Origin of the sequence: Stenotrophomonas sp. BR163, assembly GCF_047520985.2 — a bacterium.
Taxonomy (GTDB): domain Bacteria; phylum Pseudomonadota; class Gammaproteobacteria; order Xanthomonadales; family Xanthomonadaceae; genus Stenotrophomonas; species Stenotrophomonas sepilia.
Genome location: NZ_JAXBRE020000009.1, coordinates 1 through 17,122, shown reverse-complemented (window position 1 = coordinate 17,122; position 17,122 = coordinate 1). Strand labels below are relative to the sequence as shown.

General features: G+C 67.0%; 8 protein-coding genes. 1 reads left to right on the top strand and 7 read right to left on the bottom strand.

Going from position 1 to position 17,122, the window contains the following annotated elements; genetic code table 11:
* Window positions 1–153 precede the first annotated feature (153 nt).
* The 7 genes from ACM0PY_RS09555 to ACM0PY_RS09525 all read right to left on the bottom strand — a co-directional run bounded on the left by ACM0PY_RS09555 (window position 154) and on the right by ACM0PY_RS09525 (window position 15,411).
* Window positions 154–2,043 (bottom strand): MFS transporter, encoded by a 1,890-nt coding sequence (locus ACM0PY_RS09555; protein ID WP_414609486.1) that lies wholly within the window; start codon window positions 2,041–2,043, stop codon window positions 154–156.
* A 98-nt stretch (window positions 2,044–2,141) separates the two neighbouring features.
* On the bottom strand, window positions 2,142–2,936 hold the full coding sequence (locus ACM0PY_RS09550; protein WP_111200489.1) for an SDR family NAD(P)-dependent oxidoreductase: 795 nt from the start codon (window positions 2,934–2,936) through the stop codon (window positions 2,142–2,144).
* 139 nt (window positions 2,937–3,075) lie between these two features.
* Window positions 3,076–5,253 carry a YccS family putative transporter gene (yccS, locus tag ACM0PY_RS09545; protein ID WP_134972477.1) on the bottom strand — a complete coding sequence of 726 codons (2,178 nt, stop codon included), beginning with the start codon at window positions 5,251–5,253 and terminating at the stop codon, window positions 3,076–3,078.
* Between the two features lie 95 nt (window positions 5,254–5,348).
* Window positions 5,349–7,418 (bottom strand): TonB-dependent siderophore receptor, encoded by a 2,070-nt coding sequence (locus tag ACM0PY_RS09540; protein ID WP_134972478.1) that lies wholly within the window; start codon window positions 7,416–7,418, stop codon window positions 5,349–5,351.
* 286 nt (window positions 7,419–7,704) lie between these two features.
* Window positions 7,705–10,827 (bottom strand): efflux RND transporter permease subunit, encoded by a 3,123-nt coding sequence (locus ACM0PY_RS09535; RefSeq protein WP_180883815.1) that lies wholly within the window; start codon window positions 10,825–10,827, stop codon window positions 7,705–7,707.
* A 31-nt stretch (window positions 10,828–10,858) separates the two neighbouring features.
* Window positions 10,859–14,092: an efflux RND transporter permease subunit gene (locus tag ACM0PY_RS09530; protein WP_072168924.1), complete on the bottom strand. Its 3,234-nt coding sequence runs from the start codon at window positions 14,090–14,092 to the stop codon at window positions 10,859–10,861.
* Between the two features lie 74 nt (window positions 14,093–14,166).
* Complete coding sequence (locus tag ACM0PY_RS09525; RefSeq protein ID WP_069140039.1) at window positions 14,167–15,411, bottom strand: efflux RND transporter periplasmic adaptor subunit; 1,245 nt, start codon at window positions 15,409–15,411, stop codon at window positions 14,167–14,169.
* Between the two features lie 186 nt (window positions 15,412–15,597).
* Here ACM0PY_RS09525 and ACM0PY_RS09520 point away from each other — a divergent pair, with 186 nt between their 5' ends.
* A complete protein-coding gene (locus ACM0PY_RS09520) occupies window positions 15,598–16,917 on the top strand; it encodes a M20 family metallopeptidase (protein ID WP_006473586.1) in 1,320 nt (439 codons plus the stop codon).
* Window positions 16,918–17,122: the final 205 nt, after the last annotated feature.

The following is a 17,122-nucleotide window of genomic DNA, read 5'->3' as shown; positions in this document are numbered from 1 at the left end:
AACCTGCGCTGCATGTATGCGTTTACAGTCAGATGATGGCGTGTATGGCCCTTGACTGGGCGCTATTTGACGGGCCTCTGTCATGAGACAGAGGCCGTCATTCCGGGGATTGGGGCTATCGCCTGGAAGCGCTACCGACGGCCGCCGGGCCGATCAGGCGTGATCGCCACGCAGGGCCCGCACCTGCGCCTCCAGCACCGGGGCGCGGGTGGCGTGGCCATCAACGGCCGGTGCCGCCACCACCTCGACCGTGGCGCGGAAACGGCGCGGCACCCGCATGCGGCCGAGGCGGCTGTCGCGGCGACTCCACATGCTCGACCACATGCCGCGCAGCGCCATCGGCACCACCGGCACCGGCCGCCGCTCGAGGATCTTCTCGACGCCGGATTTGAACGGCGCCATCTCGCCGTCGCGGGTCAGCGCACCCTCGGGGAAGATGCAGACCAGTTCGCCTTCGGCCAGCGCAGCGTCGATCTCGTCGAACGCCCGCTGCATCAGTGCCGGGTCTTCGCGCGCACCGGCGATCGGGATTGCCTTGGCGGTCCGGAAGATCCAGCGCATTACCGGGATGTTGAAGATCCTGTAGTACATGACGAAGCGCACCGGACGCGGAATCGTCGCCGACAGGATCAGCGCGTCCATGTAGCTGACGTGGTTGCAGACCAGCAGCGCGGCGCCTTCGTCCGGCACGTTGGCCTCGATGCCGTGCGGGCGCAGCCGGTACAGGGTGCGCACCATCAGCCAGCTGAGGAAGCGCATCAGGAATTCAGGGACGATGGTGAAGATGTAGATCGCCACCAGCGCGTTGGCGATGGCCAGCGCCAGGAACTGCTGCGGAATGGTCCAGTGCAGCAGCGTGTGCGCGGCCAGCGACAGCAACGCCGCAGCGACGATGAGGCCCGAGTTCTGGATGTTCAGTGCGGCGAACACGCGCGACATCTGCGCCTTCGGCGTGCGGCTCTGGATCAGTGCGAACAGCGGCACCACGAAGATGCCGGTGAACAGGCCGATGCCGATCAGGTCGATGACGATGCGGATGCTGCCGGGCTGCTGCAGGAACGGCGCGATGGTCAGCCCGTGCACCGTCGCTTCGCCGCTGCGGGCGAAGTACAGGTCGAGCAGGAACGCGGTCATGCCGAACGCGCCCAGCGGTACTAGGCCGATTTCCACCGTACGCGCTGACAGCTTCTCGCACAGCAGCGAGCCGACGCCGGTGCCCACCGAGAACAGGGCCAGCGCGAAGATGTACAGGGTCGGCTCGCCGCCCAGGTTGGTCACCGCGTAGGCCGGTAGCTGCGAGGTCAGCACGGTGCCAACGAACCAGAACCAGGACACGCCCAGGATCGAGTTGCGCACGGCCTTCTGCTGGCGCGCCATGCGCAGTACCGCCAGCGATTCCGGCAACGGGTTCCAGTTGATCTTCAGGGTCGGGTCGCCTGCATCGACCCTGGGAATCAGGCGCGCGGCGATGTTGCCGCAGATCGCCAGGGCGATGATCGCGCACGCAGCCACCACCGTACCGTGGCTGCCGGCCACGGTGAACACCAGGCCGCCAACGATCATGCCGGAGAGAATCGACATTGAAGTGCCCATCTCGACCAGGCCGTTGCCGCCGGTCAGTTCCTCGGGCCTGAGCACCGACGGCAGCACCGAATACTTCACCGGGCCGAACAGGGTGGACTGCATGCCGGTACAGAACAGCGCGACCAGCAGCACCGGCAGGCTCTGGGTGAGGAAGCCGGTGGCCGCCAGCGACATGATCACGATCTCCATGGTGGTGGTGATCACGATCAGCCGCGATTTTTCCAGTTTGTCGGCGATCTGCCCGGCCAGTGCCGAGAACAGGAAGTACGGCAGGATGAAGATGGCCGGTGCCAACGTGGCGTACAGCCCGAGTTCCTCCTCTGGCACGGCCATGAACAGCAACATGCTGATGATCGCTTGCCGGTACACGTTGTCGTTGAAAGCACCGAGCGCCTGTACCACGAAGAACGGCAGGAAACGGCGCTGGCGGAGCAGGGCAAACTGGTTGTGACCGGACATGGAACCTCCTTGACCGGCGCAGCCTAGCATTCCTGCCCATCCGCTGTGGGTGCGGGCCTGTGGGTGCGGACCGTTGGTCCGCACACCTGCCGTCGGACTCAGACGATATCGTCGACCACGCCGCCATCCACGCGCAGCGCTGCCCCGGAAGTCGCCGAGGCCTGTGGCGAGGCCAGGTACACCACCATGTTGGCCACTTCCTCGACCGTGGCAGTGCGCTGGATCACCGAGGACGGCCGGTGTGCCATCACGAACTCGCGGCCGATCTGCTCCAGCGGCTTGCCGCTGCGCCGGCGCTCATCCTCGAACATCGCCGCGAAGCCATCGGACAGGGTCGGGCCAGGCAGCACCGCGTTGACGGTGACGCCGCTGCCGGCCACGCGCTTGGCCAGGCCGCGCGACAGTGACAGCTGCGCGGTCTTGCTGACCCCGTAATGGATCATGTCGACCGGGATGTTGCGCGCCGATTCGGACGAAATGAACAGCACGCGGCCCCAGCCGGCATCGACCATCGCTGGCAGCAGCGCACGCGACAGGCGTACGCCGGACATCACGTTGGTCTGCCAGTAGCGCTCCCAGGTGGCGTCATCGGTCTGGAAGAAATCCTCTGGGCCGAAGATGCCAGCGTTGTTGACCAGGATGTCGACCCTCGGCAGCCCAGCCAGCAGCGTATCGACACCGGCCGCATCGGAGAGGTCGGCGGCGACACCCAATACGTCGGCTCCCGGCACGGCCGCGAGCAGATGCTGGCGGGCGCGCTCGACGCTGCTGGTGCTGCGGCCATTGACAATGACCCGCGCACCAGCGCTGGCCAGGCCTTGGGCGATAGCCAGGCCGATGCCGGCGGTGGAGGCGGTGACCAGCGCGGTGCGACCACTGAGTTCGATTTTCATGGTGATGATCCAGAGCGGGCGATTGCCCAGTATCCGCGTGGCGGCGTGATCGAACTGCATCGCCCGGTGCAACGCGCCGTTGCACGCGGCGCAGCAGATCCACGCCCTGCGTGGATGGGATGCCCGCAGCGATGACGGATCAGGTCAGGTTGGTTACCGTCTCATTGGCCGCGGCACGCACCTTCGGCAGCATGCGCAGTACCAGCGCCATCTGGGTACGGATCAACTGCAGTTTCGGCGGCATCGCCTCGTCGATCTGCTCCAGCTCGGCAGCCACCGCGCGGTCGGCGTCGTTGTCATCGTCCGCGACCGGTTGCCGCGCGGTCAGCGCCGTCGCCAGCTGCTGAAGTGCCTTGCGCACGCGATCGCCCGCGGCCAGCGCCAGTGGATCGCCTGCGTAGCTGTCCACCTGGTCGCGGTGCGCACCCAGCGCCGACAGATGCCCCAGCAGCGTGTTGGACAGCGCCAGGAAGCGGAAGCCGGCATCCAGGTTGCGGCGCACGTGGCCGGGTTCGCGCAGCATGTTCGACAGTGCGGTGGACAGCGCGGCGTCGGCGTTGTGCATGTCGCGGCGGGCGATGCGGTAGGCCAGGTCGTCGCGCATGCCGCTGCGGTACTGGCCCAGCACCGAATCCAGGTAGCGAGCGGCAGTGTCCAGCACGCGTGCCAGGACGAGATGCAGCTGGCGGCCCTGCCAGTCGGGCAGGATCAGGAACGCTGCCGCCGCTGCGATCGCGCAGCCCAACAGCGTATCGACCATGCGCGGCACGATCAGCACGAAGCCATCGCCGATCAGGTTGAAGCAGGTCAGCGCCATCACGGTGATCGCGGCTGATGCCACCAGGTAGCGGTCGGTGCGGGTGAAGAAGAACAACAGTGCCGACAGCAGTGCGATCAGCAGCTGTACGTGCAGCTGCGGGAACAGCTGCAGCAGTGCCCAGGTCAGCACCAGACCGGCGACGGTGCCGACGATGCGCTGTGCCAGGCGCTGGCGGGTGGCGCCGAAGTTGGGCCGGCACACGAACACGATGGTCAGCAGTACCCATGAACCGTTCTGCGCATTGAACAGCCGGATCGCTGCAAAGCCGGCGATCAGCGCCAGTGCCATGCGCAGGCCATGGCGGAACAGCACCGAGCCGGGCGTGAGCTGCTGGCGGATGCGCACGCCCATCTCGCGCAGGGTATGCGGGTTGCTGTCGCGCAGGCGGGTGTCGACGTTGTCCAGGCTGGCTTCGGAACGTTCGGCATCCAGCAGGCGGCGCTCGATGCTGCGCAGGTTGTGAACCAGCAGGTCCAGCGAGCCGAGCAGGCGCTGCCACTGCGGGCGCTGCTGGTCACGCAGGTAGGCCAGCGCGTCGGCCAGGTCGCGCCCGGCCTGCTGGTTGCTTTCTCCGTATACGAACGGACGACGCAGCCGGATCGCCTCGCCCAGGCGGGCACAGGCCTGGCCCTGCAGATCGAGCAGGCGCTGGCAGCGGTAAAGCACATCGCTGTGGAAGAAGGCGTCCACCAGCGCGCCATATGGGTAGTGCGAGGAACTGGCGCGCTCGTGGAAATCCTGTGCCATGTAATACAGGCGCAGGTACAGGCCGGAGTTCACGCCCGGCCGCCCGGAACGGCCGAAGCGGGCCAGGATCGCGGTCTTGGCCTCGTTCAACGCACCGACCACGCGCCGGTTCTGTTCGGCCAGGTCGAGCTGGCGACGTTGCAGGTCGGCTTCGCGCACCGGCTCGAACAGCGCAGCCTTCAGCTGCAGGTAGCGGCCCAGCTCAACGTACAGCCGCGCCACGCGTTCGCGCACCGGCCGGTTGGCGAACAGCGCAGTCCACAGGATCGACAGCAGCCCGTACCAGGCTGCACCGGCCAGCAGATGGCTGACCGCGTCCAGCGCGCTGTGCAGGTCGCTGGCGCCATGCTGCTCCAAGCCGATCATGGTGTAGATCGCCAGCGTCACCGTGGCCTGGGCAATGGATGCGTAGCGCTCACCGAGCGCGCCAAGCAGGGTCAGGCCGAAGGTGGACAGTGCCAGCGCGCCGATGAAGAACCACGGCCACGGGAACAGCCAGATCACCGAGGCCGCCGCAATGCAGAAGCACAACAGTGACAACACCACGGCCTTGATCCGGCCCCACCAGTTGTCGTCCGTTTCTGCGATGGCGCTTGCGATGATGCCGAGGAACACGCCGGGCAGGGCGGTCAGCGCCTCGAACTGCCAGCACACGGCCACGGCCGCGGTCAGCGCGATGAACACGCGCAGGCCGTAGCTGGCCTTTTCGTGGGCCCACAGTCGGCTGAGGCGGGATTGGCGGGCGGACATGCAGGCTCGGTGGAAGGGTCTTCCACCATTATTGCGGGCCGCGCGTGAAATATGGAGTGCGGACCAACGGTCCGCACCCACGGTGCTGCCGGGCCCTACATGTCGAACCGCACGCTCACAGCGAACGTGCGTGGCAGGCCTGTGCCGGCGTTGGACCAGTACTTCCGGTTGGCCAGGTTCTCGACGCTGGCGCGCACGGTCACCGGATGACCGGAGGCGAGCAGGCGGTAGCCGATGCCTGCATTGACCAGCGTGTAATCGGGCAGCTTCAGGGTGTTGTCGGCGTCGTACCAGACATCGCCGTAGTAGCGCACCGCGGCGTATGTTTCCAGGCCATCCACCCACGGCAGCTGGTAGGTGGCGTGCACGACCCCGCTCCAGCGCGCCGCACCGGCGGTACGGTTGCCCTCCTGTGCAGCGCTGGCCGGGGACAGCCTGTCGTAGGTCGGGTCCAGCCAGGTGACGCCTCCGCCAACCGTGAGGACATCGCTGAGGTGCAGGTCGGCACTGGCCTCGATGCCTTCGTACAGCGTGATGCCGTCCTGCACCAGGCGCTTGCCGGCCGGTGTGAGTTCATCGATGTTGGCGCCACGTTCCAGCCGGAACGCCGCCACGTTCGCGTTCCAGCGCGCGGCCTCGGCCTTCGCGCCGATCTCGTACTGCTTGCTGAGGGTCGGGTCGAGCACATCACCGGCGTTGACGTAGCTGTTGCCTACGCGGCTGCCCGCTTCCAGCGATTCGATGTAGCTGGCGTAGAGGGTGACCGCCTCGCTGGGCTTGAACATCACGGCATAGGTCGGTGTGACCGGATAGGTGTGGTAGCGGCCCTTGGTCTCGTAATCGTTGTAGCGCCAGCCCGCCAGCACCGACCAGCCGCTGCCGAGATCGACGGTATCGCTTGCGAACACGGCCTGCTGCACGGTCTCGTCGCCGCGGGTCATCACCCGTGAACCGACGGCGTCATGGCGGATGGCATGGCGCTGGTACAGGTTGGCGCGGCCGATCAGGCTCCATTCGTAGGGACGGTCCCAGCCCAGCCCGGTCTGGTGACTGATGCCTGCCACCACCTGATGCTGCAGCGGACCGGTGCGGAAGCTGCCCTGCAGCATCGCCTGGGCCAGCCTCCACTCGCTCTTGCCACCCAGTTCATAGACGTTGACGTCATAGTCGCCATTGGGCGAATCGATGTAGGCGAAGATCTTGTTGACGTCATTCCACGAGGTGGTGACGCCGTAACTCAGGCTGGTTTTCCAGTCGCTGTTGATCTGCCAGTCCAAGCGGGTCGACAACAGGCTGGAACGAGTGTCGTAGTAGGTGCCGGGGACACTGTTGCCGGTATTCCCGGCGATCGGTCGCGGCAACGAGGTCAGTCCGCGGAAGTAGTACTGCGGCGATTCCTCGCGCAGGTCGCGTGACTGGAACACGCCGTCGAAGGTCCAGATCAGTGCGTCGCTCAGGCGCGCGTCCAGCGACAGTGCGCCCACCTTGCGATCGACGTGGCCACCATTGAAGGTCTCACCCTTTTCCTCGAAAGCATTGAAGCGATAACCGAACATCTGCTCGTTGCCGAAGCGGCCGCCGACGTCCATCCCGGCACTGACGATGCCCTGCTCGCGCCAGCCCAGCTGGGCGGAGAAGGTGGGCGTATCGGTCGGCTTCTTGGTGATGTAGTTGACGATGCCACCGGGGGCACCGAAACCATAAAGGAATCCACCCGGGCCTTTCAGCAGATCGACCTGTTCCATCACTTCCAGCGGCCACTCGGTACCCCACGAGGAAACCTGCAGGCCATTGACGCGATAGCTGTCGAAGTTCAGGTCGATGCCACGGTTGCGGATCGGCGAACTCCAGCCACTGGCATAGGCGCTGACCTGGGTGGTGACCGAAGGGTCGAGCAGGAACGCTTCGCCCAGCGAGACCACTTGGCGCTGCTCGATCTGCTCGCGGCCCACGGCGGTGATCGCGAACGGGGTATCACGCAGCACGCGATCACCAAGGGCGCCGGTATCGGCGTGGGTGCGTTCGGCTGTGACCTTCACCGCATCCAGATCGGTGGCACTGCGGTTCCGATTGGTGCGCTCGGGTACGGACTGGGCATGCGCGGCACAGGCCAGTGACAGGGAAACGGCAAGCAGGGCCGGGCGGCAGAGTGGGTGCAGGAACATGGTTCAGTCATCCTCGGCGAACGGCCACGCGCCATCCGCCCGCATGGGGGGAAAGGTTGATGGCTGGGATCACGCAGGCTTGCCGGAGAGGGCAGCGGGGCGCCGCGAAGGGGCGCAGGACCATGGCTGGAGGGGAATTGTTCTCTTTTCGTTACAGCACGTCAAACCGGGAGGCGTGCGGACCAACGGTCCGCACCCACCCTCCGCGCCGGTGGTAGTGCCGGCCGCTGGCCGGCAGATTCGCAGTATCGAGAACTCGATCCACGCCATGCGTGGATGGGCTCTACTACGCCCGCTGCGCGCGCTTGAGCAGCTTCGCTTCGCGCCTGCGCGCGCGACGGGCGCGCCAGCGCTCGGCCAGGCAGGAGAAGATCACGTACAGTGCCGGCGTACTGAGCAGGGTCAGGCTCTGCGAGAACAGCAGGCCGCCGATCATCGCGATGCCCAGCGGGCGGCGCAGCTCGGACCCTTCACCCAGGCCGATCGCCAGCGGCACTGCGGCCAGGATCGCGACCATCGTGGTCATCATGATCGGGCGGAAGCGCACGATGCTGGCCTCGCGTGCGGCATCGCGCGGCGCCAGCCCATGCTCGCGCTGCGCCACCAGTGCGAAGTCGATCATCATGATCGCGTTCTTCTTGACGATGCCGATCAGCAGCACCAGCGCGATCATCGAGATCACCGACAGCTCGGTGTTGGTGCCGAACAGGGCCAGCAGCGCACCGACACCCGCCGCCGGCAGCGTGGACAGGATGGTGACCGGGTGGATCAGGCTCTCGTAGAGCATGCCCAGTACCAGGTACACGGTCAGGATTGCGGCGAACACCAGGATCAGCATGTCGCTGGGATCGGAGTTGAAGCCGAAGCCCGCATCGTCGGCCAGGCGGATGTCGCCGGGCATGCGCATGCCGGCCACGGTCGCGTCGATGATCGCCTTGGCCTCGCCCATGCTCACGTTGGGAGCCAGGTTGTAGCTGAGGTCCATCGTCGTGTACTGGTTCTCGTGGGTGATCTGCGATGGGGCCAGGCCAGGCATCTGCGTGGCCACCGCGGTGATCGGCACCATGTCGCCGTTGCGCGCACGCACGTACACCTCATCCAGCGCCGCCGGGGTGGCGGTCTGCGAGGGCAGGGCATTGACCACCACGCTGTACTGGTTGATGTCCGAATAGATGGTGGAGATCTGGCGCTGGCCGAACGCACCATACAGCGCGCCGTCGATGGCGCCCACTGTGATGCCCAGGAGCGCGGCCTTTGCGCGGTCGATCTGGATGTTCTGGCGCAGGCCGGCATTGTCCACGTCGGTCCCGACGTCGCGCAGCTTCGGGTTCTTCTTCAGTTCCGCCTGCAGCTTGGGCAGCCATTCCTGCAGTGCGGCCAGGTCGTTGCCCTGCAGCGAGATGCGGTACTGCGCGCCCTGGCTGGAACCGCCGCCATCGTTGCTGGGCAGGTCCTGGATCGCGCGCAGGCGCAGCTGCAGGTCGGGATAGCGATCGGCCTTGGCGCTGAGGCGCGCCAACGCATGCGCGGTGGTTTCGCGGCGGCCGTCGCTGCGTGATTTCAGCTCGATGTTGAACTGTGCACTGGAGCCCTGGCGGCCGCTGCCCAGGCGTACACCCACCGTCTTCACCGCCGGGTCGGCCATCAGCATGTCGGTGATGCGGCGCTGGCGCGCGACCATGTCCTCGAACGACACGGTGGCACTGGAGTTGGCGCGGCCCCAGATCAGGCCGGTGTCCTGCGGCGGGAACGCGCCCTTCTTCACCGCGCCGAACAGGAAGATGGTGACGCCGATCAGGATCAGCGGCGTCAGCGACAGCAGCAGCGCGTGGCGCAGCGAGAAGTCGAGGAACACGGTGTAGATGCGCAGCATGCGCTCGTGGCCGGCGTCCAGCCAGCGGCCGAAACGCGACGGCGGCGCGCTGTGGTCGTGCGCGCTGAGGAAGCGGCTGCACAGCGCCGGGGTCAACGTCAGCGAGACGATCATCGAGACCACGATGGCCGCCACCAGGGTGACGGTGAACTCGCGGAAGAACGCGCCCATCATGCCGCTGGCGAACAGCAGCGGGATGAACACCGCCACCAGCGAGGCGGTGATCGAGACGATGGTGAAGCCGATCTCGCGCGCACCGGTCAACGCCGCCTGCATGCGCGGCATGCCTTCGTCGAGGTGGCGCATGATGTTCTCGATCACCACGATCGCATCGTCGACCACGAAGCCGATCGCGATCACCAGCGCCAGCAGGCTCAGGTTGTTCAGGGTGAAGCCCATCACGTACATCACCAGCGCGGCGCCGGCCAGCGACAGCGGCACGGTCACCGCCGCGATCAGGGTGGGTGCCAGCCGGCGCAGGAACAGCGCCATGGTCAGCACCACCATTGCCAGGCTGATCAGCAGGGTGACCTGCACTTCATGCAGCGACGAACGGATGGTCGGCGTACGGTCGAAGTACGGCGTCATCGTGGTGCCCGGCTGCAGGTAGTCGCGCAGGGTCGGGATCTGCGCCTTGACCCGGTCCACGGTCTCCACGATGTTGGCGCCGGCACGGGTGAACACGTACATCACCACCGCCGGCTTGTGGTCGAACCACGCCGCCTGGTAGGCATCCTGCTGGCCGTCGTAGACGTTGGCGATGTCCTTCAGCCGGATCACCCGGCCGTCGCCCTGGGTCTTGACCACCAGGTCGGCGAAGTCGGCGGCGCGCGCCACCGAGTCGTTGGCGATGATCGCCGTGGTGGTGTTGCCATCGCTGAGGAAGCCGGTGGGCGAGGTCACGTTGGCCGCGCGCACTGCGTTGCGCAGGTCATCGGCGGTCAGGCCCAACGCGTTCATCAGGCGCAGGTTGACGTCCACGCGCACCGCTGGCGTCGACGCGCCAGCGATGTCGACCGAGGCGACGCCGCTGATCTGGCGGATGCGCTGCGCCAGCAGCGAGTCGGCCACGTTGTAGAGCTCGTCGGCCGACTGCGTCTGCGAGGTCAGCGCGATGGCGATCACCGGGTCGTCGTTCGGATTCGCCTTCTGGTACATCGGCGAGCCCATGCCCGAGGGCAGGTCGGCCTGAGCCGAGTTGATCGCCGTTTGTACATCCAGTGCCGCCGAATCGATGTTGTGGCCGCTCTGGAAGATCATGAACACCAGCGAGCTGCCTTCCGAGCTCGACGAGCGCATGCGATCGATGCCCGGCAGCTGGCCGAGATGGCGTTCCAGCGGCGCGGTGACCGTCGAGGCCATGGTCGCCGCGTCGGCGCCGGACTGGCTGGCATGCACGAAGATCACCGGGATCTCGATGTTCGGCAGCGCCGATACGCCCAGGCGCAGGTAGCAGATCAGGCCGACCATGAACAAGCCGATGGCCAGCAGTGCGGTGCCGATCGGGCGGCGGATGAAGGGGCCGGACAGGTTCATCGTGCGGCCCCCCACGGCAGCGGGGCGTGGATCATGCCTGCGGCTCCTGCAGCGAACCGTCGCGCAGCGCACGCTGTTCGCGGCGGCGCGCCAGCCACTCGGAGAAGCGCTCCATGTACAGGTAGATCACCGGCGTGGTGTACAGGGTCACCAACTGCGACAGCAGCAGGCCGCCAACGATGGCGATACCCAGCGGGCGGCGCAGCTCCGAACCGATGCCGGTGCCCAGCGCCAGCGGCAGCGCGCCGAGCATGGCCGCGGCGGTGGTCATCATGATCGGGCGGAAGCGCAGCAGGCAGGCGCGGCGGATCGCTTCGTGCGCGTTGGCGCCGGCGCGGCGGGCTTCGATGGCGAAGTCGACCATCATGATGCCGTTCTTCTTGACGATGCCGATCAGCAGCACGATGCCGACGATGCCATCCACCGACAGGCTCAGCCCGCACAGCATCAGCGCCAGCAGCGCGCCGACACCGGCCGGCGGCAGCGTGGAGATGATCGTGATCGGGTGGATGTAGCTCTCGTAGAGCACGCCCAGCACGATGTAGATCACCACCAGCGAGGCCAGCAGCAGCCACACCACATCGGTCTGGCTGCCGGTGAACTCGGCGGCCTTGCCGATGAACTCGGCATGCAGGTGTGCCGGCATGTCCAGGCTGTCCTTGGTCTCCTGGATCGCACGCACCGCTTCGGACAGCGAATAGCCCGGCGCCACGTTGAACGACACGGTCACCGCCGGCAGCTGCTGCTGGTGGCTGACCACCAGCGGGGCGCTGCTGACCTTGCCTTCGGCCAGCGCCGACAGCGGGATGATGTTGCCGGCGCCGACGGTGATGCCGGTGTTCTGCGCGCCGATGCCGGTGGCGGTGGACGAGTTGGAGGAGGTGACCTGGCCGAAGCTGGTGGCATTGGTGCCGGTCAATGCGCCGGCGCCGTTGGAGGCGACCGCCAGCTGTTCCATCAGCGCGGTGCTGGTGCGGAACTCCGGTGCCACTTCCAGCACCACACGATACTGGTTGAGCTCGGTGAAGATGGTCGAGATCTGGCGCTGGCCGAACGCATCGTAGAGCGTGTCGTCGATGGTCTGCATCGGCACGCCCAGCACGCTGGCCTTGTCGCGGTCGATGTTCAGCTCCAGGGCGCGGCCCTGGTTGGACAGGTTGTTGTCGACGTCGGCCAGTTCCGGGCGCTTGCGCAGCGCTTCGGTCAGGCGCGTGGCCTGGGTCGCCACCGTCGCCGAATCCACGTCCGACAGCGAGTACTGGTACTCGGTGGCGGCCACGCGGGTATCCAGGGTCACGTCCTGTACCGGCTTCAGGTACAGCGCCACGCCCGGAATGCCCGCCACCGCCTTCTGCAGGCGCGGCAGGATCTCATCCAGGCCATCGCGCTCGCCGCGTTCCTTCAACACGATCGACAGCTGGCCCTGGTTGAGCGTGGGATTCATGCTGCCCGCGCCAATGAAGGCCGACACGCCGGTCACATCCGGGTCCTGGCGCAGCGCTTCGGCCACCTGCCTGGTGCGCTGCTCCATCTGCGGGAAGGCGATGTTCTGGTCGGCCTGCACCACGCCGGTGATCAGGCCGGTGTCCTGTTCGGGCAGCAGGCCCTTGGGGATCAGCACGTACAGCAGCACGGTCAGCACCAGCGCGCCACCGGCCACGGCCAGGGTCAGGCGCTGGTGGCCCAGCACCCAGTCCAGGCTGTGCTCGTAGAGGCCGACGGTGCGCGTCCACAGGTTCTGCTTGCCGGCCGCTGCCGCGCGCTCATGCGCGTCCTCGCCCTCGGGCAGGGCGTCGGGCTTGAGCAGGTAGGCGCACATCATCGGGGTGAGCGTCAGCGAGATCAGCATCGACAGCACCACGGCGATGCTCAGCACCCACGCGAACTCGTGGAACAGGCGGCCGGTGACGCCGGGCATCAGCAGCAGCGGCAGGAACACCGCCACCAGCGAGACGGTCAGCGACAGCACGGTGAAGCCGATCTGGCGTGCGCCGATCTCGGCCGCTTCCTTGCCGCTCTTGCCCTGCTCGATGTAGCGCACGATGTTCTCGATCATCACGATCGCATCGTCGACCACGAAGCCGGTGGCCACCACCAGCGCCATCAGCGAGAGGTTGTCCAGCGACATGCCGGCGAAGGCCATCACCGCGAAGGTACCGGCCAGCGAGAGCGGTACTGCCACCGACGGGATGATCGTGGCCCACAGGCGGCGCAGGAACACGAAGATCACCGCCACCACCAGGCCGATGGTGAGGATCAGGGTGAACTGCACCTCATGCACCGAGGCGCGGATGGTCTCGGTGCGATCGTTGAAGATTTCCAGGTGCACGTCGGCCGGCAGCACGCCCTGCAGCTGCGGCAGGATCGCGCGGATGCGCTCGACGGTCTGCACGATGTTGGCACCGGGCTGGCGGCGCACTTCCAGCAGCACCGCCGGCTTGCCATCGGCCCAGGCGGCCAACTGGTCGTTCTCCACGCCATCGATCACCTCGGCCACGTCCGACAGCCGCACCGGGCGGCCGTTCTTGTAGCTGATGATGGTGTCGCGGTACTCGGCGGCGCTGGCCAGCTGGTCGTTGGTGCCGATGCTGTAGGACTGGGTCTTGCCGTTCAACGAACCCTTTGGCGCGTTGACGTTGGCCTGGGTCAGCGCGCTGCGCAGCTGTTCCAGGGTCAGCCCCATGTTCGACAGCTGCGCCGGATTGACCTGGATGCGCACGGCGGGCCGCACGTTGCCGGCAATCGAGACCAGGCCCACGCCCTGCACCTGCGACAGGCGCTGGGCCAGGATGGAATCGGCGTAGTTGTTGACGTCGCGCAGCGGGCGCGTGTCAGAGGTCAGCTTCAGGGTGACGATGGCCGCGTCGGCCGGATTCACCCGGTTGTAGACCGGCTGGTAGGGCAGCGATGAGGGCAGGGTGGCTTGACGGATCGCCGCCTGCACGTCCTGCGCGGCGATGTCGATGTCGCGGTCCATCGAGAACTGCAGGATGATCGTCGACAAGCCGGCCGACGAGTCCGACGTCATCAGTTCCAGCCCGGAGATCTGCCCGAACTGGCGCTCCAGCGGGGTGGTGACCAGCGAGGCCATGGTGGTGGCATTGGCGCCGGGGTACTGGGTGGTGACCACCAGGCTGGGCGCATCGATTTCCGGCAGCGCCGACACCGGCAGCTTGCGGTAACCGAGGATGCCCAGCAGCAACAGGCCCGCCATCAACAGCGAGGTAGCGATCGGGCGGCGGATGAAGATCGTCGAAAAGCCCACGGACTGATCCTTGCTGGCACTTCAATGTCGGCCCCGGCAGGTCCGCCGGCGCGAGGGAGAACCGTGGCCTGCGCTCAGCGCGGGCCACCACCGCGACGGCCACCGCCGCCCGCGTTCTTCTGTTCGGCCGCCTTCAGTTCGGCCTCGGTCGGCGCGGCCGGGGTCTCGCCCGGCTTCAGCGCGGTGACCTTGCTGCCCGGCTTCAGGCGGAACTGGCCTTCGCTGACCACCCGCTCGCCACCCTTGAGGCCTTCGGCGATCTGCACCTGGCTGTCGCCCACTTCCACGCCGCTGCGCACGGTCTGCATCTTCACCGTGTTGTCGCCCTGCACGACATAGACGTACTCGCCGTCCGGGCCACGCAGCACCGCCTGGGTCGGAATGACCACGCCGCCGCCGATGGTGCGCAGCTGCATGCGCACGTTGACGAACTGGCCCGGCCACAGGCCGTTGTCGGTGTTGTCGAATACGGCGCGCGCCTTGAACGTGCCGCTGTCGGCACTGATCAGGTTGTCGACCACATCGAGCTTGCCGTCGCCGGACAGCACATGCGAATCGGCGCGGTCCAGCGCCGCCACCGGCACCGTGCCGGCGGCCTGCGCCTGGCGCACATCGCCGAGCTGGCGCTCGGGCAGGTTGAACAGCACGTGGATCGGATGGATCTGGGTCAGCGTGACCAGCGCGGTACCGGCGCTGACCACGTTGCCGGCGTCGACCGCACGGATGCCGGCGATGCCTGAGATCGGCGCGGTGACCCGGGTGTACTGCAGCTGCACCTGCGCCGAGCGCATGCTGGCCTCGTTGGCGGCCACGGCGCTTTCGTACTGTGCCACTTGGTTTCGCTGTGTATCCAGATCGGTCTTGGCGACGTACTGGCGATACTCCGGCGCGTTCGAGCGCTGGTAGTTGGAGCGCGCGGTGGCCAGCAGGGCCTCGTTCTGGCGCTTGGCTGCCGCGGCCTGGTCGTAGCTGGCCTGGGCGGTGCGCGGATCGATCACCGCCAGCACATCACCCTGCTTCACTTCCTGGCCTTCACGGAAATTCAGGCTCATCAGCTGGCCGCCGACCTGCGGGCTGACAGTGACGGTGTTCATCGCGGTCACCGTACCCAGCGCGCTGGCATACACCGGCACGTCCTGGCGCGTGGCCTCCACCACGGTCACCGGCACTGGACCGGCATTCGGATCTTCGCCGCCCTGGCGCGCGCCCGCAGCAGGTTTTCCAGCCTTGTCCTTGCCCCCGCCGATGACGCGCAGGCCGACCACGGCCAGCACCAGGATCGCCACGACCAGCAGCACGATCTTCCAAACACGTGACATTACGAGGACTCCGAGAGGGCTGGACCGGACGGGACGCCGGGACAATGCGCAAAGCATACCTGTGCCACATCACGTTTCCTGCATGACGGATGGGACGGGCGCTAAGACCGGATGCGGCGCCGGAGGTTCCCGTGGCGCCGGTGTTGCCCTACATTCAGCTGGAACCCTCTTGCTGTGGAGATTGCGATGCGCCGTTCGCTGCTGCTGTCCGCCCTGCTGCTGGCCCTGCCGGCGCTTGCCCATGCCCAGGACGGGCAACGCCCGGAAGTGACCGCCGCCGCGCAGCGGCTGCAGGCCCGGGTGGTCGAATGGCGCCGTGATTTCCACCAGCACCCGGAGCTGTCCAACCGCGAGGCGCGCACCTCGGCCGAGGTCGCCAAGCGCCTGCGTGCGATGGGCCTGAAGCCGAAGACCGGCATCGCCCACCACGGCGTGGTGGCGATCATCGAAGGCGGCAAGCCGGGTCCGAAGATCGCGTTGCGCGCGGACATGGACGCGCTGCCGGTGACCGAGCAGACCGGCCTGCCGTTCGCCTCCAAGGCCACCGACCAGTACCGCGGGCAGACCGTGGGCGTGATGCATGCCTGTGGCCACGACGCGCACACCGCGACGCTGCTGGGCGTGGCCGAAGCGCTGGTATCAATGAAGAAGGACCTGCCGGGCCAGGTGATGCTGATCTTCCAGCCGGCCGAGGAAGGCGCGCCGCCGCCGGAAGAGGGCGGTGCGGCACTCATGCTGAAGGAAGGGCTGTTTGCCGATTTCAAGCCGGAGGCCGTGTTCGGCCTGCATGTGTTCTCCAGCGTGCAGGCCGGCCAGATCGCGGTGCGCGGCGGCCCATTGATGGCCGCCTCGGATCGCTTCGGGATCAAGGTGATCGGTCGCCAGACGCATGGCTCGGCACCGTGGAACGGTGTTGACCCGATCGTCGCCACCGCCGATCTGGTCGGCACCGCACAGACCATCGTCAGCCGCCGCGCCAACCTGTCCAAGCAACCGGCGGTGCTGACCTTCGGCGCGATCAACGGCGGCATCCGCTACAACATCATTCCCGATGAAGTGGAGATGGTCGGCACCATTCGCACCTTCGACGAAGGCATGCGCCAGCAGATCTTTGCCGACCTGCGCAACGTGGCCGAGCACACGGCCGCCGCGCACGGTGCGAAGGCGGTGACCGACATCTACGAATCGGAGGGCAACCCGGCCACGGTGAACGACCCGGCGCTGACCGCGAAGATGCTGCCGAGCCTGCAGGCGGTGGTGGGCAAGGACAACGTGTACGAGCCGCCGCTGCAGATGGGCGCGGAGGATTTCTCGCTGTACGCGAAGGAAGTGCCGGGCATGTTCTTCTTCGTCGGCTCCACCAGCGTGGGCATCGACCCAGCGACGGCGCCGGCGAATCATTCGCCGAAGTTCCTGCTGGATGAGAAGGCGCTGGATGTGGGATTGAGGGCGTTGCTGCAGGTGAGCCTGGATTACCTGCACGGTGCCGGCACTCCTGCTGGCTGAGGGTTTCCGGCAGGGCTTGCAGCCCTGCACCCGCCGAGACCAAAGCCACGTCAACGGCAAAAGCTGGTTCCCTGAGGGATGGCGGGGTGGGTCCGGTGGCAGGGGACGCTGCAAGTACGTCCATGTAAGCTCGGTCGCCGCATCCATGCGGCTCACGCCCCCAGCCAACCCACCCTCCCGGCCACGGACAGTTTCCTGCACCACC